Raw genomic sequence first — 25,786 nt, 5'->3', positions numbered from 1 at the left:
GCGCCAGCGTCCGTATGGAGAGCAGTATGATAGCGATAAAAAAAGTCCTGTATATGTCCGTCCCGCTTCTGATGGCCGTGGCTTCCGGCGCGCAGGCGGAGGATGGCACCGCGTCCGATTCCCTCACCGTCGGGCTTGGGGGGCAGTATGCCCCGCGTTACTCAGGCTCAGACAAGCAGGTGTGGCAGGTGGTTCCTGTGCTGCAGGGACGCAAAGGCGCTTTCTTTATTGATGCGCAAAAAGGGGTGGGATATGACCTGCAAAACGACAGCGGCTGGTATTTCGAACACACGCTGGGCTATGACTTCGGAAGGGCTGAGAAAAATTCTGGCTGGCGTGAGGGCGCAAACAATCTGAAAGGGATGGGGGACATTGAAGCCACCCTGAATACCGGCCTTGCCGTGGGCTGGCAGGCCGCGCCATGGCTGAGTATGGAAGGCAAAGCGACGCTGCCGTTAACGGACATCCAGGGGGCAAGCTATCAGGCCTCCGTGACGCTAATCCCCTTACAAAATAATCAGGATACGGTTGCCTTTCAGTCAGCGGCCCTGTTTGGCGACAGCCGTTATCTGAATACCTGGTATGGAGTCAGCGAGCAGCAGAGCCGCCGCACCGGCTATCGCCGCTATGCTGCGCCGGGTGGATTCTATGGCGTCGACACCAGCCTGACCTGGAGCCATCAGTTCGATGCCCACTGGGGGACGGTGCTGAGTGCGGACTATACCTGGCTGGGCGATCGTGCGAATAACAGCCCGATCGTGATGCGGCGCAATGAGGGGGCTGCAACCGCCGCTATCACCTGGACCTTTTAAATTCGAGGAGCACGAGGGGGCGAGAGGATTATTTCTTCTTATCCATCATCGCTTTTAAATCGGCAAACGGGTTAAACGTGGCGACGCCCACGTCTTTTTGCGCGTCTTCCCCGGCCACCACGGTGGTGCCGTACTGATCCGCTTCGGTGTATTTCGAATGTTCGTGATCGTGGCAAAACAGGCACAACAGCTCCCAGTTGCTGCCATCTTCCGGGTTGTTGGTATGGTCGTGATCGATATGGTGAACCGTGAGTTCACGCAGATTTGAATAGACAAACTCGCGCGAGCAGCGTCCGCAGACCCAGGGATAGATTTTTAATGCTTTTTCGCGATAGCCGCTTTCCAGCCGCGCGTAGTTTTTGGGGATCAAAGCCATTGCCGGTTTTACCTGCCATGAAAAGAGTGGGGAAGATTATATCCCATTATGGGGCGGAATGAAGAACCACGCTATTCTGTCAATTTATTTGATGCTTTCCGTTAAATAAACGGCATTTATTCATATCGGGTAATGCGTAAAGTGGACAGAACGCAACGTATTATCAGGAAAAATGGTTATGAAAAAGATCGGATTTTTATCCTTTGGTCACTGGACGCCTTCTCCGCAGTCCGGCACGCGCTCGGCGGCAGACACGCTGCTGCAGTCCATCGATTTAGCCGTGGCGGCTGAAGAGCTGGGGGCAGACGGCGCGTATTTCCGCGTGCACCACTTTGCCCGACAGCTTAGCTCGCCGTTCCCTCTGCTGGCGGCAATAGGCGCAAAAACGAAAACCATCGAAATCGGTACTGGCGTGATTGATATGCGCTATGAAAATCCGATGTACATGGCTGAAGATGCGGGCGCGGCGGATCTGATTTCCGGCGGTCGTTTGCAGCTTGGCATCAGCCGCGGCTCGCCGGAGCAGGTCATTGATGGCTGGCGCCATTTCGGCTATGTCCCGCAGGAAGGAGAAGACGAATCGGATATGGCGCGCCGTCATACCGAGGTGCTGCTTGAGGTGCTGCGCGGTGAAGGGTTTGCCAAACCTAACCCACAGCCTATGTTCCCGAATCCGCCTGGGCTGCTGCGCCTGGAGCCGTATTCTGAAGGGCTGCGCGAGCGTATCTGGTGGGGCGCCGGTTCCAATGCGACGGCCGTATGGGCCGCAAAGCTGGGAATGAACCTGCAAAGTTCAACCCTGAAGGACGATGAAACCGGCGAGCCGTTCCATATTCAGCAGGCAAAACAGATCCGCGCGTACCGTCAGGCCTGGAAAGAGGCAGGGCATACGCGCCAGCCGCGGGTGTCGGTCAGCCGCAGCATTTTTGCGCTGATGGACGACCGCGACCGGATGTATTTCGGTGCCAGCCGCAACGACAGCGATAGCGTGGGCTATCTTGATGAGAAAACGCGCGCGATCTTCGGGCGCAGCTATGCGGCGGAGCCGGACAAGCTGATTGAACAGCTGAAAAAGGACGACGCGATTGCCGAAGCCGATACGTTATTGCTGACCGTGCCGAACCAGCTCGGTGTGGATTACAATGCGCACGTGATTGAGTCTATTCTCAAACACGTCGCACCGGCAATGGGCTGGCGCGAGTAGTCGTTCCGCTATCAGCCGTGAGATCGTAATGGAAAATCTGGCCCTCTGGTACCGCCGTTTTGGCGAGCCAGAAACCGTTCTGCAATCTGAAACCGCGCCGCTGGGGGCGCTTGCGCCGGGTCATCTGCGCGTGCGAATGCTGTTTTCTCCCGTGAACGCGTCCGATCTTATTCCCATTACCGGCGCCTACCGCCACAGAACCCCGTTACCGGCGGTAGCGGGGTATGAAGGTGTCGGCATTGTCACCGACGCGCCCGCGTCCTTTGCGCATCTGCTGGGTAAACGCGTCCTGCCGCTGCGCGGTCAAGGCACCTGGCAGCGCTATGTTGATTGCCCGGCAGAGTATGCTATCCCCGTTCCGGACGCTGTTGACGCACATCTGGCCGCACGGGCCTATATCAACCCGCTGGCGGCGCAGATGATGCTTACCCGCTATCCGCCTGAAGGAAAGCGGGTGCTGCTGACGGCTGCCGGGTCGGATTGCGCCATTCTGCTGGGGCAATGGGCACGTCAGGCAGGAGCGGAAGCCGTGTACGGGATCCACCGTTCCTCCGTTCACGCTGAACGGCTGGAGGCGATGGGTATCATTCCCGTCGCGCAGCATGACGCGCAGCGGATTGGCACCGTCGCCGCGCGTGCTGACGTCGTCTACGATGCCACCGGCGGGCCGCTGGCGGAAGCGATCCTCAGCGCGATGCCCGAGCAGGGCATGTTTGTCTGCTACGGGCTGCTCTCCGGGCAAACGTTCAGACAGCAACGGCCCGCGCCGCGCGTGGCGTGGTTCCATATCCGAAACGGTCTGGATGCGCTCAGCGCTGAGGCGTGGCGCGCGGAGTTTGACCGCATCTGGCTTAATTTGCCCGCCAGCGGGTACAGCGACGTCACGGTGTATCCGCTGGCGGAATGGCGGAGGGCGATCGGTACGTATCGCGAAGGGGGAAGGACCCGCAAGCCCCTCCTGTCGATGGCGGACTGACCGCTATTTATGGCTCATATCGCTCAGCAGCACGGCGATGGTTTGCCCGCCCGCCGTCTGTTCCAGGCCAATCTTGACGATAATGGTCAGCGGGACGGAGAGCAGCATTCCAACGGGCCCGAGCAGCCAGCCCCAGAAAATCAGGGACAAAAAGACCACCAGCGTGGAGAGTCCCAGCCCTCGCCCCATCATGCGTGGCTCAAGAATGTTACCGAACACCAGGTTGATGACCAGATAGCCGGCCAGCAGGATCAGCGCGTCATAAAACCCGCTGAAAACCAGCACCTGAAGGATAGGGGGGATCGCCGCCAGCACGGAGCCGATGTTGGGAATGTAGTTAAGCGCAAACGCCAGTAACCCCCAGACAAAGGCAAAGCGAACGTCCAGCGCCAGAAGCATCGCCCAGACGACACCGCCCGTGACCAGGCTAATCGCCGTTTTCAGCACCAGATAGCGGGAGACGCTGTCCAGCGCGCGTTGAATCGCCCCCATGCCTTCAACCGGACGGACCATCATCTGCTGCAGCTTTGCCGGCAGCTGCGGCACCTCCAGCAGCATGAACACCACCGTTAAAAACAGCAGGAAAATGGAGGTCATGGCATTGGAAAGCTGCGCCAGCAGGCTGGTGACGATCGTCATGGCCGCGTTGGGGTCGATATATTTCAGGAGCTCCTCAACCGAGACTTCGATACCCGCGCGCTGCAGCCAGGGTTCCAGCTGGAGCAGCGGTATCGCCAGCGAAGAACGGTACTTCGGCAGCGTTCGCGCCAGCTCATTGAGCGAGGTCCCCAGATACGCCACCAGCAAGACCATCGCCACAATGATGATGCTGATAAGCAGCGTGATTGCCAGCACGCGCGGGATGCGCAGGCGCGTCATGCGCTGCACCAGCGGGTTAAGAATCACCGCGATAAACAGGGCCAGAATAAAGGGCACAATAATGTCGGCGGCAAAACGAACGCCTGTCAGTATGATCACCAGCATGCCCAGCATGATGACAATTTTTAACCCGTTCAGGGTAATAATGGGTTTAGCCATGGTGACTCCGAATTTTTCTTTATATTTATAATAAAGGTGAAAGGCGTTGCAATAAACTAACCAAAATCAAACGGTATGGGTAAAGAATTGCAAAGACTTTGAGTAAAATCCTGGCTTATGGTACAAATCTGGTGTGTTTAACTACCGAGGACAATTTTCATCCGCAAAGACGAGAAGCAACAACGCGGATAATTGTAATTTTATGGACAATATGTTCAGGACGTACTCTTCAAACAATACCGCTGTCTACTCCACCTCCTTCTGCCTGCTTTCTGGTGAGCAACACTGGCGCACCGCACTATAGTCATTCCTTCTGCCTGAGCTGGCGCTAAGAGCTTAGCTATCTGATTTCAATTCGTTTTTTTTGGGTTTGCTGCATGCAGTGGGCCACGATGGATTATATTCTCAAGCAGGAGAAAAACATGTTTTACTGGATCCTATTAGCGCTGGCTATCGTCGCTGAAATTACCGGCACGCTGTCTATGAAATGGGCAAGCGTCAGCGATGGCAACACCGGTTTTATTTTGATGCTGGTGATGATTTCGCTTTCTTATATTTTCCTCTCGTTTGCGGTGAAAAAAATTGCGCTGGGCGTCGCGTATGCACTGTGGGAAGGGATCGGTATTTTGTTGATTACGCTGTTCAGCGTGCTGATATTTGACGAAACATTAACAACAATGAAGGTCGCCGGATTAACGACGCTGGTCGCGGGTATTGTGCTGATTAAATCGGGTACCCGTAAGCCTGGCAAACAGCAGAAGGAGCAGAACCATGCAACAGTTTGAGTGGGTTCATGCGGCCTGGCTGGGGCTCGCCATCGTGCTGGAAATCCTGGCGAACGTTCTGCTGAAATTCTCGGATGGTTTTCGCCGTAAACTGTACGGCCTGATGTCGATTGCCGCGGTTCTGGGGGCGTTCAGCGCCCTGTCCCAGGCGGTAAAAGGGATCGACCTGTCGGTGGCCTATGCGCTGTGGGGCGGTTTTGGTATCGCCGCCACGCTGGCCGCAGGCTGGGTGCTCTTCGGCCAGCGCTTAAACAACAAGGGCTGGATGGGGCTCATCTTGCTGCTTGCCGGCATGATCATGATAAAACTCGCCTGATAACGTTGCGATCCTTAGTTTCAGGCCTCCGCGCTGGCTTACTGTGTAGCCAGCGCTTCCAGCTGGTCGCGAAAACCGGTAACGGACAAGGCGCGGTTGTCGGCGCGCCACCGGTCTTTTGCCGCCGGGGCAGAGCTCTGGACACCAATCAACTGCCAGCCCTTGTCGCTTTTCAGCATCAGCGGTGAACCACTGTCACCCGGCAACGTATCGCACTGATGCGAGAGTACGCTGGTTTGCGCCCAGCCCGTCACAATACAGTCGGTGTGCGTATAAAGCGTATCCAGATGATCGACAGGATAGCCTGACTGCGTCACCTTTCGGTCGGCGGCTTTCAGCGCGGCGGTGAGGGCGGCCTTGTCGCCGTCAAATAACGGCAGCGGCGTAATGCCCGAAGGCGGGTAGCGTAAAACGATCAGGCCATAATCCCACGAGGCGGCCGCCGGTGGCACTATCCAGCCGTCGCCATCCGGCTTCAGGCGTTTGCCGAGAGACGGATCAACCCTTCCCTCAATGCCGTGGATTTCATAGCGCCAGGTCCCTTTTTGCGACACAAACCGCAAGGCAACCGCTTTATCCGGCTTGCCGTTTGGCGGCGTTAACAGGCAGTGGCCTGCCGTCAGGGCAAGCTGTGGGGTGATCAGCGTCGCAGTACATAAGTTACCGCTGGCGGTTTCAAGCTGGCCTATAGCATCCCAGGGGGCCTGGGTGGGATCGGCGACGCGCGTACGATCGTCATGACCGAAAAAAAGCGTCTTTAGCTCTTTCGCGCTAATGGTGTCATCACCGCCATCATCCGCATGTGAGAATCCAGAAAAAAGACCAAACGTTCCCAGTAACAACACAACAGATTTACGCATATCACACTCTGGTGGGGGTAATTATGATTATTAAAAGTGAACCCTATGAAAATACTATAGACGGGACAGCGCTAAAGTGGGAGTAAAATCAGCGTGCTACAATCAGGAAAGATAAAAATGGCTGGCGATGAGCGCGCATAAAATAAGCAGGATCAGAATCAGCTCAAACCGATAGCGTCGCAGCATACGCCCTCCGGAAATAAAAAAACGGCGCGGAACCTGTTCCGGTTCAGCGCCGGTTTACCAACGTGCCCCGAAGGGCACGGTTAAGCTTGTACTCTTACGCAGCTGGCTGTGCAGCTGGTTTAGCAGCTTCGTGTTTTACTGCTTTTTTGTGATGCTTTTTAGCAGCCTGAGCTTTCTGTTCTACAGCTGGTTTGGTCGCTTTTTTGTGGTGCTTTTTAGCAGCCTGAGCTTTCTGTTCTACAGCCGGTTTGGTTGCTTTTTTGTGGTGCTTTTTAGCAGCCTGCGCTTTCTGCTCTACAGCCGGTTTAGCGGCTTTTTTGTGGTGCTTTTTGGCAGCCTGAGCTTTCTGCTCGGTTGGTGCTGCGGTTGCTGGTGCAGCGGCTTCTTTTTTCGCTGCAGCTTTGTGATGTTTCTTATGATGAACCGCTTTTGCTGGCGCAGCGGTGGTGGTTGCAGCAGGCGCGGCAGCCGGTGCTGCAGTTGCGGTAGTGTCAGCAGCAAATGCAGCAGAAGACAGACCCATAGCAGCGGCAACAACCAGAGCTAATACTTTATTCATTCTCATACCCTCGAATTTGGTTTTTCATTTAACCCCACTGCGGGGCCGTTGAAATAACTATATCCCTGTAAATTCGAGGTTTCCGTGAGTGATTGGTATCGGCGTGTAACCGTATGTACATTGCCGGGGTTCTGCACGGACGACTCCCTCTCCCTTGAGGGAGAGGGCTGGGGTGAGGGGGAACATACGGTTCTTTTACTGGAGCTCCCTCACCCCGGCCAAACAGATTACAAATAGCGCGAGGTCAGATGTTCGCGGAAGTAACGGATATTCAGATCTTCACCCGTCGCCTGGGTGATTAATTGCGACGTGCTGAAGCGGCTGCCGTGCTGCCAGATGTTCTGACGCAGCCACTCAAAGAGTGCGGAAAAATCGCCTTCGGCGATGGAGGCCTGCAGACCCGGCAGTGCGGTTCTGGCGGCATGGAACAGCTGCGCGGCGTACATTGCGCCAAGCGTGTATGACGGGAAGTAACCAAAACCGCCGTCGGTCCAGTGGATATCCTGCATACAGCCGTTGCGGTAGTTGTCTTTGGTGGATAATCCGAGCCAGGCCTGCATTTTCTCATCCCACAGGGCGGGAATATCGTCCACCTCTATCTCGCCGTTGATCAGCGCGCGCTCAATCTCATAGCGCAGCACCACGTGCGCCGGGTAGCTCACTTCGTCCGCATCGACGCGGATATAGCCAGGTTTCACGCGCTGGTTCCAGGCAATAAAGTTCTCTTCGCTAAACGCCGCCTGGCTGCCAAAGCGGGCGTGTACCGCAGGGAGGAGATGCCTGAGGAAAGCTTCACTGCGCCCCAGCTGCATTTCAAAGAACAGGCTCTGTGACTCATGGATCGCGGTTGAGCGCGCCAGGGCAATCGGCTGTCCTGCCCACGCGCGCGGCAGGTTTTGTTCGTAGCGGGCGTGTCCGGTTTCGTGGATCACGCCAAACAGCGCGCTGAGCAGCTCATCTTCGTCATAGCGCGTGGTGATGCGCACGTCTTCCGGGACGCCGCCGCAGAACGGGTGCGCGCTCACGTCCAGGCGACCGCCGTTAAAATCGAAGCCAAGCATCTTCATGGCTTCCAGGCCCAGCTCACGCTGTGTGGCCGTCGGGAAGGGGCCCTGCGGGGGAATAAACGACCGTTGAGCCTGTTTTTCCACCACGTTTGCCAGCAGGTCCGGTAGCCAGGACTTCATATCGCCGAACAGAACGTCCAGACGCGCGCTGGTCATGTCGGGCTCAAAAATATCCAGCAGCGCGTCGTACGGCGTACAGCCTTTGGCTTCAGACCGCAGGCGAGCCTCTTCGCGGCTGAGTTTTACCACCTCTTTCAGGTTGGCGGAAAAACCCTGCCAGTCGTTGGCGGGACGCTGAGTACGCCAGGCGTGTTCACACTTGCTGCCCGCCAGGGATTTGGCTTCCACCAGCGATTCCGGCAGCAGAGTGGCCTGCTGGTAGTGGCGCGTCATTTCGCGCAGGTTGGCCTGTTCGACATCATTCAGATCTTCACCTGCCGCCGCCGCTAACAGGTCGCCGACTTTTTTATCGGTCAGGATCTGGTGTTGCAGGACGCTCATCTCCGCCAGCGCCTGGCCGCGCGCGGCGCTGCCGCCCGGCGGCATCATGGTGAACATGTCCCAGCTGGCGATGGAGGAGAGGTGAGAGAAGCGGGAGAGACGCTGGAAGGTGCGGGTGAGTTGTTGGTAGTTATTGTTTTTCATGAAGTCCTCGTGTCTGAATCAGCCGATGACAAAAATTAGCATCGGCTTGATTTAAACACGAAGGCGCTGGAATGTTAATGCAGACGTTTATGCAAACTGGTGCCCACCAGCAGCGCCGCGCACAGCATCAGTGCGATAAACCCGCCCACGCCGTTCCAGCCGTAGTAATGCCAGAACACGCCGCCGAGGGTCCCGGCGATGCTGGAACCCAGGTAATAGCTAAACAGATACAGCGATGATGCCTGTCCTTTGGCGCGACGCGCGCGCGGGCCAATCCAGCTGCTGGCGACCGAGTGGGCGGCGAAGAACCCGGCGGAGAAGAGCAGCATCCCGGCAAAGATGAACCACAGCGAGGATAATAGCGTCAGCAGCAGGCCGAGTAACATCACGCCCGTGAATACCAGCAGTACCGGCCCGCGTCCATAGCGTGCGGTCATCGCCCCGGCTTTTGGCGAGCTCCAGGTGCCGGTGAGATAGGCCACAGAAAGCAAACCGACAACGGCCTGATTCAGATGCCACGGCGAGAGCATCAGGCGGTAGCCAATATAGTTAAACAGCGTGACGAAGGCGCCCATCAGCAGGAATCCCATCAGAAACAGGCGCGGCAAACCTTTGTCGCGCCAGTGCAGGCGGAAGTTGATAAACAGCGTTTTCGGGCGTAGCGATGTCGGCCGGAAATGACGCGATTCCGGCAGAATTTTCCAGAACATCAGGGCCGATGCCAGCGCAAAACATCCGATTACCGCCAGCGCAATACGCCAGTTAAAGAAGTCCGTAAACACCCCGCTCAGCAGGCGGCCGCTCATTCCGCCAATCGAGTTCCCGCTGATGTAAAGCCCCATAGAGAAAGCAACAAAGCTCGGGTGGATCTCCTCGCTGAGGTAGGTCATCCCGACCGCCGCCACGCCGCTGAGCGAGAGCCCAATCAGCGCGCGCATTACCAGAATGCCGTGCCAGCTGGTCATCATGGTCGAGAGTAACGTACAGACCGACGCCAGCATCAGCGCGGTCACCATCACCGGTTTACGGCCAATGGCGTCGGACAGCGGCCCGGTAAAGAGCAGCCCAATCGCCAGCATGCCGGTAGAAATAGAGAGTGAAACGCTGCTGCTGGCAGGCGATACGCCAAACTCATGAGAGAGAACGGGCAGGATCGGCTGAACGCAATAGAGCAGGGCGAAGGTCGCCAGACCGGCGGAAAAGAGCGCCAGCGTGACGCGCATAAATTGGGGGGTACCACGTTTAATGAACTGGACCGGCTGCGGTGCTGCGGGTAAATCATTGATATCTCTTGCCGGATCGATATCAATAGTCGTTGTACGGCTCACACTGTTTCCTTGCTTAAACATCCCCGTGATTTCTGGTGACGGGTATGACCACATGTTCAGGGTAGGAAAATGTAAATATTCTGTCTAATATATTAATAATCTCAAATGATACTTTAAAAATATGAATATCGAGCTGCGTCATCTTCGCTACTTTGTCGCCGTTGCCGAGGAGCTGCATTTTGGCCGCGCGGCGGCACGGCTGAATATCTCTCAGCCACCGTTAAGCCAGCAGATTCAGATCCTGGAACAGCAGGTCGGGGCGCGCCTTCTGGCCCGCACCAACCGCAGCGTGAGCCTGACGGCGGCGGGTAAGCAGTTCCTGATCGACAGCCGACAAATTCTGAGCATGGTCGATGACGCCGCCGCCCGTGCAGAACGGCTCTATCTCGGAGAAGCCGGAGAGCTGCGAATCGGGTTTACCTCGTCCGCGCCGTTCATCAGCGCCGTCTCGGAGACCCTTTCGTCATTCCGTCGCCACTTTCCGGATGTTCATATTCAGACGCGCGAAATCAATACCCGCGAGCAGATTGCGCCGCTGAATGAGGGTTCGCTGGATCTGGGGCTGATGCGTAATACCCAGCTGCCGGACACGCTGGCGTGGGAGGTGATCCTGCGCGAGCCGCTGATGGCCATGATCCCGCACGATCACCCGCTGGCGTCGCGTCCGGCGGTCTCGCTGGCAGAGCTGGCAAAAGAGCCGTTTGTCTTTTTTGACCCGCAGGTCGGGACGGGCCTGTATGACGATATCCTGGGGCTGATGCGCCGCTACGATCTTGCCCCGGTCATCACCCAGGAGGTAGGGGAAGCGATGACCATTATCGGCCTGGTCGCGGCCGGTCTGGGCGTGTCTATTCTTCCGGCCTCCTTTAAGCGGGTGCAGCTGCGCGAAATGCGCTGGGTGACCATTGCCGAAGAGGATGCCGTTTCCGAAATGTGGCTGGTGTGGTCAAAACACCGTGAACAGAGCCATGCCGCACAGCGCTTCAAACAGCAGCTAATGAGCGCCTCTGCCGGGCGGCATTTTCACGGAAAAGAGGGTAAAAATGTGCGGTAAATCACATGGCTAAGTAAATATTTGACGACGGCCATGGAAGTGCTTCACCATAGCAAACAGTTTATTTCGAAGCTCGAAAATAAGGGAGTACGAGGTGGTTGCTGATAGTCAGCCAGGGCATATCGATCAGATTAAGCAGACCAACGCTGGCGCGGTGTATCGCCTGATTGATCAGCTTGGTCCGGTTTCGCGTATCGATCTTTCGCGCCTGGCACAACTGGCACCTGCCAGTATCACCAAGATTGTCCGCGAGATGCTGGAAGCGCACCTGGTTCAGGAGACGGAAATTCAGGAACCGGGCAGCCGTGGCCGTCCGGCAGTCGGGCTGGTGGTTGAAACGGAAGCCTGGCACTACCTCTCACTGCGCATCAGCCGGGGGGAGATCTTCCTTGCGCTGCGCGACCTGAGCAGCAAGCTGGTGGTGGAAGACCGGCTTGAACTGCCGCTCAACGCGGAGGAACCGCTCCTCGACGCGATTGTCTCGCATATCGATCACTTCTTTATCCGCCATCAGCAGCGGCTTGAACGCTTAACGGCGATTGCCATCACCATGCCGGGAATTATTGATACCGAAAATGGTATTGTTCACCGCATGCCGTTTTACGACGATGTTAAAGAGATGCCGCTGGGTGAGGTGCTGAAAAATCATACCGGCGTGCCGGTCTATATTCAGCATGACATCAGCGCCTGGACGATGGCGGAGGCGCTGTTTGGCGCGTCGCGCGGCGCGCGGGATGTGATTCAGGTGGTCATCGACCATAACGTTGGGGCGGGCGTGATTACCGACGGACGTCTTCTCCACGCCGGGAGCAGTAGCCTGGTGGAAATTGGCCACACCCAGGTCGATCCGTACGGCAAGCGCTGCTACTGCGGGAACCACGGCTGTCTGGAGACCATTGCCAGCGTGGAAAGCGTGCTTGAGCTGGCGCAGGTCAGGCTCAGCCAGTCCATGAGCTCCTCGCTGCACGGACAACCCTTAACGGTGGATTCCCTCTGCGCCGCCGCGCGCCAGGGCGATCTGCTGGCGAAGGACATTATTACCGGCGTGGGTAATAACGTTGGCCGCATTCTGGCCATTATGGTGAACCTCTTCAATCCACAAAAAATCCTGATTGGCTCACCGCTGAGCCAGGCGGCGGAGATCCTCTTCCCTGCAATCTCGGCCTGTATCCATCAGCAGTCGCTTCCCGCCTACAGCAAAAATATTGCGGTAGAAAGCACACAGTTTTCCAACCAGGGAACCATGGCCGGCGCGGCGCTGGTCAAAGATGCCATGTATAACGGCTCGCTGTTGATCCGCCTGTTACAGGGTTAACTCTTTTCCGCTGATGTAAGAAAAATTGCGCTATCTCAAGCCGGGTAGCGCATGCATCCCGTAGACTTCCTCCACTGAATTATTTACCTGGTTTATATTTTCGAAGCATACCCAAGAGGTGGAGTGAGTCATGCTTAAGCGTTTCTTTGTTACTGGTACAGATACCTCTGTCGGCAAGACCGTCGTATCCCGCGCATTGCTGCAGGCGCTGGCAGCAAGCGGTAAAAGCGTGGCAGGGTACAAACCGGTCGCAAAAGGGAGTAAAGAGACGCCAGAGGGATTGCGTAATAAAGACGCCCTGGTGCTGCAAAGCGTCTCGTCGCTGGAACTGCCTTATCACGCGGTCAATCCCATTGCGTTAAGCGAAGAGGAGAGCAGCGTAGCGCACAGCGGCCTGATTAATTATCCCCTGTTGTCCAACGGACTGGCGAACCTGAGCGAGAAGGTTGATCACGTGGTGGTGGAAGGGACGGGCGGCTGGCGCAGCCTGATGAACGACCTGCGCCCGCTTTCTGAATGGGTCGTGCAGGAGCAGCTTCCGGTGGTGATGGTGGTGGGTATCCAGGAAGGGTGCATCAACCACGCGCTGCTGACGGCCCAGGCGATTGCCAATGACGGCCTGCCGCTGATTGGCTGGGTGGCAAACCGCATCAACCCGGGCCTGGCGCACTACGCGGAGATTATCGACGTGCTGAGCAAAAAACTGCCCGGACCGCTGGTGGGTGAACTGCCTTATCTACCGCGCGCCGAGCAGCGCGAGCTAGCGCAGTACATCGATCTCTCTGCCCTCGGTGGCGTGTTGACCGTAGACCGAGTCGTGGCGTAACGTCCGCGACAGCACGGACGCGACCACGCAGGCGACCAGCAGGCCGGGCAGTAAAAGATACTGCCCGGTCATTTCACAGACCATCAACGCCGACATAATGGGCGCATGCGTGGTCGCGGCAAGTAGCGTTACCATCCCCGCCAGCCCCAGCAAAATCGCCGTCTCAGAGCCCGGCAGCCACAGCGCGAACAGCTGCGCAAACAGCATCCCTGTTGCCATCCCGACAAACAGCGTAGGCGTAAACACCCCTCCGGGCGCGCCCGATCCGCTACTCGCCAGCACCGCCAGCAGCTTACAGATGAACACCCCGGCAATCACCGAAAGCAGCGGCGGCGCGAGCAGAAAAGCCTGAACCACGCTGTAGCCATTCCCCCACACCTTAGGCGTGAGGAGAGAAAGCAGCCCGACGATCGCACCGCCCAGCGCCAGCTGCCACGGCGGCGAAAGCTTGAGGCGCAGGAAAAGCCCGTGGCTGACGTCCATCAGCCACATCAGCAGCGGTCCGCAGAGGCCCGCCACCAGCCCCATCGCGACGAGAAGAGCATAATCGGCCGCGGTAAGGATGCCGCTCAGATGGACCGCGTAAAGCGTACCCGCGCCCGGAGCCAGGAGCTGCGTCGTAAGCAGCGCCACCACCGCCGCAATCACCACGGGGCCGAGCGAGGCCAGCATCAGCGTGCCAAACAGAATTTCCGCGATGAACAGGCTTCCGGCTAACGGAGCATGGTAGGCGCTGGCCATCCCGGCGGCGGCGCCACAGGCTATCCATAATTTCCACTCGGATTTGGGCGTAAAGCGCCGGGCGAATAGGGAGGCGGCGAGGGCGGCAAGCAGGATCATCGCCCCTTCACGCCCGATGGCGCTTCCGCTGGCAACGACCAGCAGCGAGGCAAGGGATTTCACAAGGCTGGCGCCGTAGTCAAACTGGCCGTCTCCGGTCTCCAGCGCCTCCATGTAATCGGTAGGGGCATGAGGCCGCTGCGCGGTCAGACGCTGCCATCCCCAGAGCAGCAGACCGGCAGCCAGCCCGCCCAGCGCCGGCGTCAATGCGCGTCGCCAGGGCGAGAGCGACGCGGCGGCATTCACCAGGCTGCCGCTGTCGTTGCTGAGAAGCAGCCACTCCAGCAGGTACATGCTGTGGCGGAATACCGCAACGGCCAGCGCGGCCAGCGCGCCGGTGACGGTGGCAATCAGCAGTCGGCGAAACATCGCGCGGATGTCGGGGTAGGTATGAAGACGTTGCATGGGGTGCGTTTTTACGGGGACGATACGATATTGTGGCGGGAAATCGCAGGGTTAGCAAAAGGTCTGCGTGCGAAAAGGCCGGGCGATGCCCGGCCAGAAAGGTTAGGTGTCGCTATGAATATTCAGCGCCCGGCGCGTGCGTCCGGAGCTCAGGTACTCGGCAATATAGTCCTGCGAAATCTCGCCGTTGTAACGACCGTCCTCATCCACGATCGGCATCCAACTGGTATTACTCTCATACAGACGTGAAAGCACCACGCGCAGGTTGTCTTCCGCTTTGCCGGTCATGCGGAACGGATGCAGGATGTCGGCGCAGGTACCGCTCGCGTTACGCGCTTCGCGACGCTTCACAAAGCCCAGCGGTTTGCCGTGCTCGTCGACCACCGTCACGGCACGAATGTCGTTATCATCCATGGTCGCAAAGGCTTCGGGAAGCGGAGTAGAGCCCCGCACCGTAATGGTCGGCTGCTGGTCGGTGACGTCGCCAGCCGTTACCAGCAGCAGACGCTTCAGCGTCCGGTCCTGGCCGACAAACGAGCCGACAAACTCATTCGCCGGTTTCGCCAGCAGTTCATCCGGGCTGGCGCACTGCACGATTTTCCCCTGACGGAACACCGCAATACGGTCGCCGAGCTTCAGGGCTTCGTCGATATCGTGGCTCACCAGCATGACGGTTTTTTTCAGCTTGCGCTGCATCTCCAGGAACTGGTTCTGGATCACCTCGCGGTTGATCGGGTCCACCGCGCCGAAGGGTTCATCCATCAGCAGCACCGGAGGATCAGCAGCCAGGGCGCGGATCACGCCGATACGCTGCTGCTGGCCGCCGGACATCTCGCGCGGGTAGCGGTTGAGGAACTTATGCGGATCCATCGCCACCATATCCATCAGCTCTTCGGCGCGGGTTTTGCAGCGCGCTTTATCCCAGCCCAGCATGCGCGGCACGACGGTGATGTTCTCTTCGATGGTCATATTCGGAAACAGGCCAATCTGCTGGATCACGTAGCCGATGTTGCGGCGCAGGGTGACGGTGTCCATCCCGCTGGTGTCTTCACCGTTGATCAGGATCGTCCCGCTGCTTGGGGTAATGAGGCGGTTAATCATCTTCAGGGTGGTGGTCTTTCCGCAGCCGGACGGGCCGAGCAGGACGCACATTTCCCCTTCGGGCACGGTCAGGTTAACGTTGTCGACGGCCTTAAAGGTCTGTCCGTGCTTCTGTGAAAATTGTTTGGTGAGGTTTTCCAGTTTTATCATTATCGAATCCCCTTTGGAGTCAGAACCACCTGCAGACGGTGCAGCAGCCAGTCGAGCACAATCGCTAAAAGACAAATCATCAGCGCGTCCGCAATCAACATGCGAATATCGCTTCCGCCAATGCCGTTGAGCAGCAGCAGGCCCAGTCCGCCCGCGCCGATCACGGCGGCAATCGCCATCACGCCGATATTCATCACCACGGCGGTGCGGATGCCGCCGAAAATCACCGGCAGTGCCATCGGGATCTCAACCCAGCGCAGCCGCTGCCAGAAGGTCATGCCGATGCCGCGTCCGGCTTCGCGCAGGCCCGGCGGCAGGCTGTCGAGCGCCGTATGGGTGTTACGCACAATCGGCAGCAGCGAGTAGAGAAACACCGCCGTAATCGCGGGCAGGGCGCCAATTCCCTGACCGATCAGCGAAAACAGCGGGATCATCAGCCCAAACAGGGCGATGGACGGAATGGTCAGCACGATGGTGGCTATCCCCAGCACCGGCGTCGCCAGCCACCTGTGGCGGACAATCAGAATGCCCAGCGGTACGCCGATGATGATGGCTAAACCTACGGCCAGCGCCACCAGCCACAGGTGCTGAAGGGTGAGGGTTAAGAGGTAATCCCAGTTGTCCAGAATGTAGTGAATCGTCTCCATAGCGCCTCCTACAGCAGCTGTTTGCTACGCAGGAAATCGCGGGCGACCTGCTGCGGTGACTGATGGTCGATATCCACCTTCTTGTTCAGCTCGGTGATAACGTCGTTGTTGAGCTGCGCCGAGAGGGTGTTGAGCGCCTCTTCCAGCCCGGGGTTGGCCTCCAGCGTGTCCTTACGCACCACCGGCGTCACCGCGTAGCTCGGGAAGAAGCCTTTATCATCTTCCAGCACCTTGAGGTCGAAGCCTTTCACGCGCCCGTCGGTGGTGTAAATCAGACCGGCGTCAACGAAGCCGTCGCGCACCGCGTTATAGACCAGACCGGGGTCCATCTGTCGGATTTGCGGGCGGTCCAGATCCATCCTGTAGGCCGCCTGAAGCGGCTTCATGCCGTCGCTGCGCCCGGCAAATTCCAGGTCCAGGCCAAGTAGCCAGTTTTTGCCCGGGTTGGTTTTACGGATCTGCTCAATCTTCGCCACCATCTCCGACATGGTGTTGATGTGTTCCGCCTCGGCGCGCTTGCGCTGCATGGCGAAAGCGTAGGTGTTGTTCATGTCGGCGGGCTTGAGCCAGACCAGACCGTGCTTTGCGTCCAGGCGTTTCACCGTCTCGTAAGACTCCTGCGGCGACATGCGCTTGTTGATATGGTTAAAGATGATCAAGGACGTGCCGGTGTACTCCCAGGTCATGTCAATCTGCTTGTTGATCATCGCGTTGCGGGAGATCACCGTGGCAATGTTGGTTTGCGGCTGGACCTGGAAACCTTTTTTCTGCAGGTACTGCACGGTCATCGCCGAGAGAATGTGCTGCTCGGTAAAACTCTTGGTCGCCAGAATCAGCGGGGCCGCCATCGCCTGGCCGGTGAACAGCGCCGCGGCACACATCGCCGTTAGGCCGGATATCAGTCTCATAAAAGCTCCTTGTTATTGTTATCGAGCGAGATGGGGACTCATCACGCGACCCAGCGCCGCCAGCAGGGTATCGAGGATCAGGGCGAACAGGGCGGTGGCCGCCGCGCCGAGGATCAGGGTCGGGAAATCGTTCAGGTAAATGCCGGGGAAAATCAGCTCGCCGTAGCTGCTGGCGCCAATCAGGAACGCCAGCGGTGCGGTACCGACGTTAATGGCGGTGGCGATGCGGATCCCCGAGAGCATGACCGGCCAGGCGGCAGGCAGCTCAACCTGACGCAAACGCTGCCATTTGGTCATCCCGATGCCGTTTGCCGCTTCCAGCAGCGACGGCGGGACCGAGCACAGCCCGGCGTAGGTATTGCGCACGATCGGCAGCAGCGAGGCGAGGAACAGGGCGATGATGGCGGGCGTATCGCCAATGCCAATCACCACCATCGCCAGCGCCAGAACGGCCAGCGGCGGCAGCGTATTGCCGACGTTGAAGATTTGCATCACATATTCGGCGATACCCCGCGCGGCCGGGCGGCTCAGCAGAATACCGGCTGGAATACCCACCAGCAGGGCAAAAAACATCGATGAGAAAACCAGAATCATGTGCTGTTGCCCGAGATAAACCAGGTCAACCTGGCGCGCCCTGATCGTTTCCAGCCCAATGCCCCAGACGAGGAGGGCGAGAACCACGATAATGGCGCCGACAAACAGCAGCGAACGTTTGAGTAATGGGTGCATTGCGGTGTGTCTCCCTGTGCGCATGCGTTATAGCAACCATCGGTTGCCTGTTGTTATGCCATGTTTCGGCAGGGGTATTTCACCTATAGCAAGCGTTTGGGAAGGGTTCCAGCGAAGGGGTAAAATCAGTAACCCTATGAAAACAGTGACAACCTTGTGTTAGGCCTGATGGCATAAGGGCTGATTGAGGGTCAGGCAGAATAGTCCTAAAGCGAATCTTTAGATGTGACGGTGTCACATCTAAAGGGCTCATACGCCGGATATCGGTCATTAACTTCACAGAGAGGCACGAACCCGTCGAACCCGCGTCGAGACGGTGATAATTGAAACGATAGCGACCACGGCGAGCATCAACCCGAGCGCCAGCATGGCGTTAAACCCGATCCACCTGAACAGCAGCAGCCCCGCGATACCGCCCGTAATAAACGAGAAAAGGGTGGTTAAGTGGGTTTTCAGCTGGCTTTTTTGCGCCGCCGTATCTTTGGAGCAATCCCTGCGCAGCATCGCCACCAGTACCGAGGCCAGGGAGATCCCCGCGTCCGTCAGCGTGCCGGTAATGTGCGTCGATCTCACCCGTCCGCCGGAAAGCTGCGTGGAGGTAGAATTATGAATGCCCATCAGAAAGCAGAGAAAAAGAATTATCTCGCGGTTGCTGGTGAGGGCATGAAAATACATTTCGTAGAAAGAGACGCCGGTCAGTAATATCCCCTCGACAAACAGGATCTGGCAAAAAACCAGCCTGACGTTATGGATAATCCCCCATATCACGATCGCGCGCGCAATAATGGCGCCTGCGACAAAAGAGAGAATAATCGAGCCGAAGAAAATAATATCGCTGAGATCGGTGGAGGAGACTTCGCTGGATAACTGTGATGTGTTGCCGGTCATGTGTGAGGGGAAAAAACCAAATGCCCCGAGGGCGATGGCGTTTAGTAAACCTGCCGAGGTCGCCAGCCAGAGAGCAAGCCGGCGATCCTCCTTATGCGTTCGTTCTTTCTTGAGTCTAATCAGCAAGAATACCTCCAGGTTGAGCGTTGCCTGACTATTCAGGCTAGCAAAGCAGTGCAACGGGCTGTCCAGGATATGGCTTAATTATTATTCCCTCTGACGACTTTCAGGGTTTCGTAATTAAATAAAATAGCCTTGCTCAACATGGGGGCGTAAATTTTAAATCATGCCGTTATTGCCGTGACGCAAAAACGCCGGGCGCTGGTTGAGTCGCTCGAACCAGGCCTCAATCGCCGGCACGTCAGGTTTATTAAACGGCGTCATCTTCCAGCGATTCACCGACAGCCCAAGCACCACGTCCGCAAGGGTAAACGTTTCGCCTGCCGCAAAGGCACCGGTGCGCTGCAGCTGGTTTTCCAGAATGGTGACACAGTGGTTCCACTCTTTGATTCCCGCCGCAATGCGCTCAGGGTCGTTAAAGTCCGGGTTTTTACGCCCCAGCGCCGGGAAGACATAGCGCCAGGCGTTGTTAAATTCAGTGGCCTGCCAGTCCATCCAGCGCTCAACGTTGGCGCAGGCCTGCGGTTCAGCGGGCAGCAGATCGTGACGTTCGGCCTTGCGCGCCAGATAACGGCAGATGGAATTGGACTCCCACAGCACGAAATCGCCATCAATCAGCACCGGCACCATGGCGTTAGGGTTCAGGGCGCGAAAGGCATCCGTTTCCGTTGAGGCAAAACCGCTGCCGTAATCTTCCTGTTGATAGGCTATGCCTGCTTCTTCGCAGGTCCAGAGCACTTTACGAACGTTGATGGAGGTGGTTTTGCCGAGGATGGTAATCATTGCGCAGGTGTCCTTTAATGGATGTTATTGTTTAAAAACAATACACGAACGGTGAAGAAAAGCGTCAAAAAATCATCCGGCGCGTTATTTGTGAAGACGCGAAAGCAGAAACGTTAGCGCTGCCGCAAAGAGGAGCACTATGCCACTCAATGCAAACGTGCTCTGCCAGCTATAACGATCGAACGCTATACCGCCCGCCGTTGAGCCGAGCGCAATGGCGAGCTGGATCACCGCAACCATCAGTCCACCGCCGGCTTCAGCATCCTTCGGCAGCGTTCGCGCAATCCACGTCCACCACCCCGTCGGTGCTGATGTTGCCAGCATCCCCCATAGGCCTGACAGCAGGGCCACAATCCACACGTTATGCCCGGCGAGAATCAACGCGACTGCGATGGCCGCCATCAGTAGAGGGATCGCGATCAGCGTTATGTAAAACGCGGCATTAAGCACCAGGGCAACGAAAAGGGTGCCCACAAAACCCGCAACGCCTATGGTGAGCAAAATCAGCGACAGCCCGACTCCGCTCACCCGGGTGACGGTTTCAAGGAACGGGCGCAGATAGGTAAACAGCGCAAACTGCCCCATAAAGAACAGGCCGCAGGCCAGCAGACCAACGGAAACGGCAGGCTGGCGGAATAACCGAAAAACACTTCCTCGTGATGTACCGTTTTTACGCGCGTTCATGTCAGGCAGGCTTAAACACTGCCAGATGAACGCGACTTTCGCCACGGGCACCAGACAAAGAAATGCGCCGCGCCAGCCAATAATGCCCCCAAGATAGCTGCCAAGCGGGGCGGCCACCACCGTTGCCAGCGCGTTACCGCCGTTGAAAATGGCCAGCGCGCGCGCAACCTTATGCGGCGGAACAAGGCGAATGGCCGTTGCGGCAGACATGGACCAGAACCCGCCTATAGCGATACCGATCAGCGCGCGGCCTGTCATGTAAACCAGATAGTTTGGGGCGAAAGCGATAATCATCCCCGAGAGCGCCATCAGGAGCGTCATGCCCAGAAGAAGGTGTTTGCGGTTTATATTCCCGGCAAGCCGGGAAAGGAAGAGGCTGGTCAGCACCGCCAGCGCGCCGGAAATCGCGATCCCCTGGCCAGCGAGACCCTCCGTAACGCCCAAATCTCTGGCAAGGGGGGTAAGCAGGCTGACGGGCATAAATTCCGAGGCAATCAAGATAAATACGCACAGGGTCATGGCAAAAACGCCACTCCAGTGTGCATGCTCTGTGTTCTGTGATGTGGTGCGGCTCAGTGTAGACATAGTCAGATTTCACAAAGAGCCACCCGTATAGGGCGAGTGGCGTAGAGATTTATTTCAGGTTGGTTTTGAAGAACTGCTCAAACTGGCCGAAGGGGATCTTCCCGGCAGCATTATCGTAGAGATCGACATGGTTTGCGCCCGGAACAATCACCAGTTCCTTCTGCTTGCTGCCGACCGCTTTAAAAGCATCTTCAGCAAAGTAGCGGGAGTGTGCCTTTTCACCGGTTACGATAAGCGTTGGGATAGTAATTTCCCCGGCGTAGCTCAGCAGCGGCATATTCATAAATGATAATGGCGTGGTCGCGGTCCACGCGCCGGTGGAGTTGACGGAGCGCGCATGGAAGCCGCGCGGCATACGGTAGTAGTCAAAGAACTCTTTGAGTACCGGATTCGGGTTGTCAGGTAACGTCTCCGGCAGAATACGTTCAGCTGCCGTCACCTTACCGTTCTCATCGACATAAATGTCATGGCCGCCGTGCGCGAAGGTACCGTTCTCAGCATCTTTCCAGCGCTGTGCGTTCAGATACTGCAGAACGGCACGGCGGTCAGACGTTGAATAGCGATCTTTCCCGTCACCCACGCCGTGGCCCATCGCCCGGCTCATGTCATACATCACGCTGGTGGCGACCGCCTTCACGCGGGTGTCCATGGATGCTGCGTTGAGCGCCATACCGCCCCAGCCGCAGATGCCGAGAATACCAATGCGGTTACGATCAACCTCTTTCTGCAACCCAAGGAAGTCCACCGCCGCGCTAAAGTCTTCGGTGTTGATATCCGGAGACGCTACGTTGCGCGGCTGGCCACCGCTTTCGCCCGTATAGGACGGATCGAACGCCAGGGTCACAAACCCATTTTCTGCCAGGGTTTGCGCATACAGGCCGCTGGACTGCTCTTTGACCGCGCCAAATGGCCCGCTGACCGCAATCGCCGCCAGCTTGCGGTCGCCGCGGTTTTTGGGAAGATACAGATCGCCTACCAAAGTGATCCCGTATCGGTTCTGGAAGGACACCTTACGGTGATCGACTTTGTCACTTTCGGCGAAGGTTTTATCCCATGTGCTCACCATCGAAACAGGCGCGTTTGGGTTGGTGGTTTCTGCATAACTCATTGTTGTCACTCCACTTAATGATGCACATAGCAGCATCGCAACGGACAGTTTTTGGGTAAATGTTTTCATAGAAATGAACCCTGGGTTGTTGTGTTGCGGTCATTATAGTTAGCAGAAATAGTGCTGATTAGAGGGCGAAAGCTGCTAGGATTCATATCATATTGTTATAAATGGGTGGGGATGATGGCGAAACGGGAAAACTATAATGAGCTGTACCTGTTCATGCAGGTGGTACGGGAGGGGAGCTTCACGGCGGCCGCGCTTCGGCTTGGGCTGGCGCAATCCGGGATCAGCCGCTCGGTTCGCGAGCTGGAACAGCGATTGGGCGTTCAACTTCTGGTCCGCACCACGCGCAAGCTCTCGCTCACCCATGCCGGGGAACAGCTTTATCAGACCGCCGAGTCTGCATTCGATACGCTCGATACGGGTCTGGCGACCCTGGCACACTATCGTCAGACGCCGTCCGGCACGGTGCGTATTAATGCCAGCCAGCACGCTATCGATAAGTGTCTGCTGCCAAAGCTCGCCATTTTTAAACAGCGTTACCCGGACATCAGGCTGGAACTGATGAATGAAAGCCGCTTCGTCGACATTATCGCCGAGCGGTTCGATGCGGGTGTCAGACTGGGGCCGGAAGTGGGGCAGGGAATGATTGCAGTGCGTATCACGCCTGATATGGAAATGGCCGCGGTGGCTGCCCCGGAACACTTCAGACGCTACGGTTTTCCGCAGACACCAGCCGATTTAGTGGCTCATCCCTGCATTGCTTACCAGTTTGCCGACGGTAGTGACTATCAGTGGGAACTGGTGCAGGACGGGAAAAAAATCACCCATCGGCCAGAGGGGCAATGGGCGCTGTCTGACAGCTACATGGAAGCCGAGGCCGCCCGGCTGGGGCTTGGGCTGGCCTATGTCCCGGTGGAGCTAGTGGCTGACGATCTGGAGCGCGGAACGCTTATCCGGGTGTTGCAGCGCTATAGCCTGCGCATGGACGGGTTGTATCTCTATTATCCGCACCGCAACGTGTCGCCTGCCCTGAGGGCTGTGATCGATACGCTGAAAATTTAGGGCGGCATAACATCACGAGAGCGGACATTCAAACTGCCCGCCGGTGAGCTAAGCCTAAAAATAAATCAGGACCGCTGTGGTGAGGCAAGTTTTGCAGCAATCATTTCAGATGTGGGCTGTATTCCCCCAAGACTCCACTGTTCCGGTTCATGCTCGTCAATACGGATCAATACTGAACGCCGGAATTCAGGGTCGCCGTTTCCCTCAATTTCAACAATAAGGTCAGTCATACGACGTAGCAGTTCTTTTTTTTGCTCCGAATTCATAATTCCTTTAATGGTTTGCACATTTACGAAGGGCATTGTATTCTCCTTAAATAACTGAGTCTTTAAATCATACTCAGGTTGCGAGGCAAACGAAGAGATGTCAAAAAAAATAAATCATTACCGTACTTATTACCTGAGCTTTGTGGGTTAGCGGCGGCCGCTGAGCTTCTTGGCGATCAATGGGTTTTGTTGATTCTGAGAGAGGCGTTTTATGGGGTAACACGCTTTGAAACGATACGGGATCATACAAAAATCACCAGGCAGACGCTGGCGAACCGGTTAAAAAAAATGACTGAACTCGGCCTGCTTTGCAAAATCCCTTATCAGGAAGAAGGGGCGCGTGAACGGTATGAGTATGTTCTCACCGCCAAAAGCCGCAGCCTTGCGCCGATTCTTTTCTCTTTGATGGAGTGGGGTCATAAAAACATACTGCACGACGCACCGCATATTGCGTTAACAGACAAAGAAAGTGGAGAAGTGGTTAATAGCGCCTATGTTACCGCCGACGGTAAGTTCGTTGACCCTAAAAACGTTCGGTTAACGTTTCACGACAGCCAATACTTAGCCGCCATGCCCCAGGCGCCTGACCATACTGACGCTTAAAGCTGCGGTTGAAGGACTGCCGGGAGTCAAAGCCCAGCGAGAGCGGTGATTGATACCCTTAAAATTTAGGGCAGCGTTGTCATTCTGGAAGGCGCCTCGCAAACCGCAAAGTAACCTTATGAAATTCAGCGTTATGTCTTTTCCTCAACGGGTCGCGGTCGTAAAGTGCCTGCGTTGCGGCACATCCGCAATCGGGCGTAGGAACCCGCATCTACAGAGCGATATTTATATGTCGCGACAGCGCCGATCTCGTTAAAATTGCGGTGGCGCTGACGGAGCAGCCGCAAGGCTGGCCGTTTTCTCTGTGGGCGGTATTCCTACCTCTGTCAGCGCTACCCCCTCGAGCGTAGGAACTCATCGGGTGGTTCACCCAATTTATACACTGAGGATGCCTTACGATGGCGACTATCCCAACCCTGACTTACCTTCCATCTGACGAAAACGTCATTCTGCAACGTATCTCCCGACCGCTTCCGGCCGATGCCGATCTTTTTGTCGTCGCCGACAACTGCGCCGCGCTGGTGAGCGTGCTGGTCGAAACCGATGATGTCGCGAGGCGTACTGCGCTGTGCGAGCGTCTCCTTCAGGCTCTGCGCAGGCTGCGTGAACTCTGTGATGTCGATCTTCCGCCATACCTGATTGAACAGTTGATCATGGGTGAGAAAACCAACTCCTGCGTGCCCGACTGCTGGCAGGACACCTTAACGCAGGTGGACTATGTTCTGGCGCTGACGCAAGCCGTTATGGGGGGAACGCTACCCGCTCACGTAGCGAAAGAGCTGACGGGCCTGCTGCACGATATGGTGTGGCTGCTGGCTGAGTTTGTGAAGGAGCCGCGCATTACTGCGCATTAAGGGGCTGGCGTGGAGGGGCGGCAGCGCCCCTTTGAAGCCGTGATTAACGTGATGCGTTTACCGAATCCAGAAGCGATGTACCGTAGGAGTTGTCGATAGTACAAAGCCAGCGACCGTCGCTTTCCTGCCGAAAGACATAGGTCGCGCGGCGCGACATTTCCGTTATTCCACCCTGACCATCAGGAAAACGCAGAACGGTTTCCATGATAACGAGGGCATTGTCACCGCCTTCGATCACCTGCATCTCTCCTTGTTCCACAATCAATTGGTCCTGGAAATAATCCGAGATGGCAATAAACGCGCTGCGGATGTTTTCTTTGCCTTTCACCGTCATGCCGGGCTTAACGACCAGAGCCGCGTCTTCGGCGTAGTATTCCATCAGCGCGTCATAGTTTTTGGTGGTGATGGCGTGGTCACAAGATTCGATGATGTGGTGTAGCGGATGTGGGGTCATGCGTATTTCCTCAGAGAGGGGGAAGTGTATTAACTTAACAGTCTTGCGTGTTTGTATAGCTACCAGGTTTTGTGGTTGGTAGGTTTAGCATAGAAGCGGATAGTTTTAAGGTTACGCCTGCTATGAATTGTGAGCTCAACGGGGTGATTTCTAAACTGATATCAAGTCATTAAAACCTTCATCTGTCAGGTTTTGTGTCAGCAGTCACTACAGCAGGTGACCTGCCCCCCGTTGATTAGTACACCC

30 protein-coding genes are annotated in these 25,786 nt (G+C 56.8%); 12 read left to right on the top strand and 18 right to left on the bottom strand.

The window, feature by feature from the left end; translation table 11 throughout:
- The first annotated feature begins 26 nt into the window (after positions 1 to 26).
- Entirely contained in the window at positions 27 to 812 is a 786-nt protein-coding gene (locus AC1VYI_RS14315) for a MipA/OmpV family protein (RefSeq protein ID WP_134866408.1), read from the top strand.
- Between the two features lie 28 nt (positions 813 to 840).
- On the opposite strand, the gene yajD is transcribed toward AC1VYI_RS14315, so the two are convergent.
- On the bottom strand, positions 841 to 1,188 hold the full coding sequence (gene yajD, locus AC1VYI_RS14310; RefSeq protein WP_003857471.1) for an HNH nuclease YajD: 348 nt from the start codon (positions 1,186 to 1,188) through the stop codon (positions 841 to 843).
- 178 nt (positions 1,189 to 1,366) lie between these two features.
- Between yajD and AC1VYI_RS14305 the strand changes: the two genes are divergently transcribed.
- A complete protein-coding gene (locus tag AC1VYI_RS14305) occupies positions 1,367 to 2,392 on the top strand; it encodes an LLM class flavin-dependent oxidoreductase (RefSeq protein WP_032657621.1) in 1,026 nt (341 codons plus the stop codon).
- 28 nt (positions 2,393 to 2,420) lie between these two features.
- Positions 2,421 to 3,368, top strand: a complete 948-nt coding sequence (locus AC1VYI_RS14300) for a zinc-dependent alcohol dehydrogenase family protein (protein ID WP_134866405.1) — start codon at positions 2,421 to 2,423, stop codon at positions 3,366 to 3,368.
- 3 nt (positions 3,369 to 3,371) lie between these two features.
- On the opposite strand, the gene AC1VYI_RS14295 is transcribed toward AC1VYI_RS14300, so the two are convergent.
- Positions 3,372 to 4,406 carry an AI-2E family transporter gene (locus AC1VYI_RS14295; RefSeq protein ID WP_023311501.1) on the bottom strand — a complete coding sequence of 345 codons (1,035 nt, stop codon included), beginning with the start codon at positions 4,404 to 4,406 and terminating at the stop codon, positions 3,372 to 3,374.
- A 133-nt stretch (positions 4,407 to 4,539) separates the two neighbouring features.
- Here AC1VYI_RS14295 and AC1VYI_RS14290 point away from each other — a divergent pair, with 133 nt between their 5' ends.
- The 3 genes from AC1VYI_RS14290 to mdtI all read left to right on the top strand — a co-directional run bounded on the left by AC1VYI_RS14290 (position 4,540) and on the right by mdtI (position 5,507).
- Positions 4,540 to 4,710 carry a protein YdgV gene (locus AC1VYI_RS14290; RefSeq protein ID WP_085930315.1) on the top strand — a complete coding sequence of 57 codons (171 nt, stop codon included), beginning with the start codon at positions 4,540 to 4,542 and terminating at the stop codon, positions 4,708 to 4,710.
- A 118-nt stretch (positions 4,711 to 4,828) separates the two neighbouring features.
- Positions 4,829 to 5,191: a multidrug/spermidine efflux SMR transporter subunit MdtJ gene (mdtJ, locus tag AC1VYI_RS14285; protein ID WP_023311502.1), complete on the top strand. Its 363-nt coding sequence runs from the start codon at positions 4,829 to 4,831 to the stop codon at positions 5,189 to 5,191.
- Positions 5,178 to 5,507, top strand: coding sequence for a multidrug/spermidine efflux SMR transporter subunit MdtI (gene mdtI, locus AC1VYI_RS14280; protein ID WP_024909144.1), 330 nt, complete (start codon positions 5,178 to 5,180; stop codon positions 5,505 to 5,507). The genes mdtJ and mdtI overlap by 14 nt, the downstream gene beginning before the upstream one ends.
- A 38-nt stretch (positions 5,508 to 5,545) precedes the next feature.
- On the opposite strand, the gene AC1VYI_RS14275 is transcribed toward mdtI, so the two are convergent.
- The 5 genes from AC1VYI_RS14275 to AC1VYI_RS14255 form a co-directional block, all read right to left on the bottom strand.
- The gene (locus AC1VYI_RS14275; protein ID WP_226483737.1) at positions 5,546 to 6,367 is read right to left on the bottom strand and encodes a trypsin-like serine peptidase; all 822 of its coding nucleotides are present in this window, start codon (positions 6,365 to 6,367) and stop codon (positions 5,546 to 5,548) included.
- Between the two features lie 102 nt (positions 6,368 to 6,469).
- The gene (gene ydgU, locus AC1VYI_RS14270) at positions 6,470 to 6,553 is read right to left on the bottom strand and encodes a small membrane protein YdgU (RefSeq protein ID WP_021241182.1); all 84 of its coding nucleotides are present in this window, start codon (positions 6,551 to 6,553) and stop codon (positions 6,470 to 6,472) included.
- A 94-nt stretch (positions 6,554 to 6,647) separates the two neighbouring features.
- Positions 6,648 to 7,112: an acid resistance repetitive basic protein Asr gene (gene asr / locus AC1VYI_RS14265; RefSeq protein WP_032657610.1), complete on the bottom strand. Its 465-nt coding sequence runs from the start codon at positions 7,110 to 7,112 to the stop codon at positions 6,648 to 6,650.
- A 227-nt stretch (positions 7,113 to 7,339) separates the two neighbouring features.
- Positions 7,340 to 8,824 (bottom strand): carboxypeptidase M32, encoded by a 1,485-nt coding sequence (locus AC1VYI_RS14260; RefSeq protein WP_134866403.1) that lies wholly within the window; start codon positions 8,822 to 8,824, stop codon positions 7,340 to 7,342.
- A gap of 74 nt (positions 8,825 to 8,898) precedes the next feature.
- Positions 8,899 to 10,152, bottom strand: coding sequence for an MFS transporter (locus tag AC1VYI_RS14255; protein ID WP_023311508.1), 1,254 nt, complete (start codon positions 10,150 to 10,152; stop codon positions 8,899 to 8,901).
- A gap of 121 nt (positions 10,153 to 10,273) precedes the next feature.
- On the opposite strand from AC1VYI_RS14255, the gene AC1VYI_RS14250 reads away from it, so the two are divergent.
- The 3 genes from AC1VYI_RS14250 to bioD all read left to right on the top strand — a co-directional run bounded on the left by AC1VYI_RS14250 (position 10,274) and on the right by bioD (position 13,347).
- Positions 10,274 to 11,206: a LysR family transcriptional regulator gene (locus AC1VYI_RS14250; protein ID WP_134866401.1), complete on the top strand. Its 933-nt coding sequence runs from the start codon at positions 10,274 to 10,276 to the stop codon at positions 11,204 to 11,206.
- 94 nt (positions 11,207 to 11,300) lie between these two features.
- A complete protein-coding gene (gene mlc / locus AC1VYI_RS14245) occupies positions 11,301 to 12,521 on the top strand; it encodes a sugar metabolism global transcriptional regulator Mlc (protein WP_023311510.1) in 1,221 nt (406 codons plus the stop codon).
- Between the two features lie 130 nt (positions 12,522 to 12,651).
- Positions 12,652 to 13,347 carry a dethiobiotin synthase gene (bioD, locus tag AC1VYI_RS14240; RefSeq protein WP_134866399.1) on the top strand — a complete coding sequence of 232 codons (696 nt, stop codon included), beginning with the start codon at positions 12,652 to 12,654 and terminating at the stop codon, positions 13,345 to 13,347.
- Here the strand turns inward: bioD and clcB are convergent.
- From clcB to AC1VYI_RS14195, 9 genes are all read right to left on the bottom strand, one after another.
- Positions 13,282 to 14,592, bottom strand: a complete 1,311-nt coding sequence (gene clcB, locus AC1VYI_RS14235; protein WP_134866397.1) for a voltage-gated ClC-type chloride channel ClcB — start codon at positions 14,590 to 14,592, stop codon at positions 13,282 to 13,284. The two genes, bioD and clcB, sit on opposite strands and share 66 nt — an antisense overlap.
- 102 nt (positions 14,593 to 14,694) lie before the next feature.
- Positions 14,695 to 15,843: an osmoprotectant ABC transporter ATP-binding protein OsmV gene (gene osmV / locus AC1VYI_RS14230; protein WP_134866395.1), complete on the bottom strand. Its 1,149-nt coding sequence runs from the start codon at positions 15,841 to 15,843 to the stop codon at positions 14,695 to 14,697.
- On the bottom strand, positions 15,843 to 16,490 hold the full coding sequence (osmW, locus tag AC1VYI_RS14225) for an osmoprotectant ABC transporter permease OsmW (RefSeq protein ID WP_134866393.1): 648 nt from the start codon (positions 16,488 to 16,490) through the stop codon (positions 15,843 to 15,845). The genes osmV and osmW overlap by 1 nt, the downstream gene beginning before the upstream one ends.
- Positions 16,491 to 16,498: 8 nt before the next feature.
- Positions 16,499 to 17,398 carry an osmoprotectant ABC transporter substrate-binding protein OsmX gene (gene osmX / locus AC1VYI_RS14220; RefSeq protein WP_134866390.1) on the bottom strand — a complete coding sequence of 300 codons (900 nt, stop codon included), beginning with the start codon at positions 17,396 to 17,398 and terminating at the stop codon, positions 16,499 to 16,501.
- An 18-nt stretch (positions 17,399 to 17,416) separates the two neighbouring features.
- Complete coding sequence (gene osmY, locus AC1VYI_RS14215; protein ID WP_023335513.1) at positions 17,417 to 18,127, bottom strand: osmoprotectant ABC transporter permease OsmY; 711 nt, start codon at positions 18,125 to 18,127, stop codon at positions 17,417 to 17,419.
- A 276-nt stretch (positions 18,128 to 18,403) separates the two neighbouring features.
- Positions 18,404 to 19,141 (bottom strand): YoaK family protein, encoded by a 738-nt coding sequence (locus AC1VYI_RS14210; RefSeq protein ID WP_226483739.1) that lies wholly within the window; start codon positions 19,139 to 19,141, stop codon positions 18,404 to 18,406.
- A 153-nt stretch (positions 19,142 to 19,294) separates the two neighbouring features.
- On the bottom strand, positions 19,295 to 19,918 hold the full coding sequence (locus AC1VYI_RS14205; protein ID WP_134866388.1) for a glutathione S-transferase family protein: 624 nt from the start codon (positions 19,916 to 19,918) through the stop codon (positions 19,295 to 19,297).
- A gap of 84 nt (positions 19,919 to 20,002) precedes the next feature.
- On the bottom strand, positions 20,003 to 21,187 hold the full coding sequence (locus AC1VYI_RS14200) for an MFS transporter (RefSeq protein WP_134866386.1): 1,185 nt from the start codon (positions 21,185 to 21,187) through the stop codon (positions 20,003 to 20,005).
- A gap of 49 nt (positions 21,188 to 21,236) precedes the next feature.
- Positions 21,237 to 22,364 carry an alpha/beta hydrolase gene (locus tag AC1VYI_RS14195; RefSeq protein ID WP_134866384.1) on the bottom strand — a complete coding sequence of 376 codons (1,128 nt, stop codon included), beginning with the start codon at positions 22,362 to 22,364 and terminating at the stop codon, positions 21,237 to 21,239.
- Positions 22,365 to 22,478: 114 nt separating this feature from the next.
- Between AC1VYI_RS14195 and AC1VYI_RS14190 the strand changes: the two genes are divergently transcribed.
- On the top strand, positions 22,479 to 23,363 hold the full coding sequence (locus AC1VYI_RS14190) for a LysR family transcriptional regulator (protein WP_226484500.1): 885 nt from the start codon (positions 22,479 to 22,481) through the stop codon (positions 23,361 to 23,363).
- 65 nt (positions 23,364 to 23,428) lie between these two features.
- Here AC1VYI_RS14190 and AC1VYI_RS14185 read toward each other — a convergent pair whose 3' ends face one another.
- Positions 23,429 to 23,665 (bottom strand): tautomerase family protein, encoded by a 237-nt coding sequence (locus AC1VYI_RS14185; protein ID WP_134866382.1) that lies wholly within the window; start codon positions 23,663 to 23,665, stop codon positions 23,429 to 23,431.
- 42 nt (positions 23,666 to 23,707) lie between these two features.
- Here AC1VYI_RS14185 and AC1VYI_RS14180 point away from each other — a divergent pair, with 42 nt between their 5' ends.
- Positions 23,708 to 24,232 (top strand): winged helix-turn-helix transcriptional regulator, encoded by a 525-nt coding sequence (locus AC1VYI_RS14180; RefSeq protein ID WP_134866380.1) that lies wholly within the window; start codon positions 23,708 to 23,710, stop codon positions 24,230 to 24,232.
- Between the two features lie 398 nt (positions 24,233 to 24,630).
- Complete coding sequence (locus tag AC1VYI_RS14175) at positions 24,631 to 25,086, top strand: hypothetical protein (protein ID WP_023311524.1); 456 nt, start codon at positions 24,631 to 24,633, stop codon at positions 25,084 to 25,086.
- Positions 25,087 to 25,129: 43 nt separating this feature from the next.
- Here the strand turns inward: AC1VYI_RS14175 and AC1VYI_RS14170 are convergent, their stop codons facing one another.
- Positions 25,130 to 25,540, bottom strand: a complete 411-nt coding sequence (locus AC1VYI_RS14170) for a YybH family protein (protein ID WP_134866379.1) — start codon at positions 25,538 to 25,540, stop codon at positions 25,130 to 25,132.
- Positions 25,541 to 25,786: the final 246 nt, after the last annotated feature.

The sequence above is a fragment of the Enterobacter sp. QK-SA4 genome (assembly GCF_056856775.1).
This window is presented reverse-complemented; position numbering and strand designations above follow the sequence as displayed.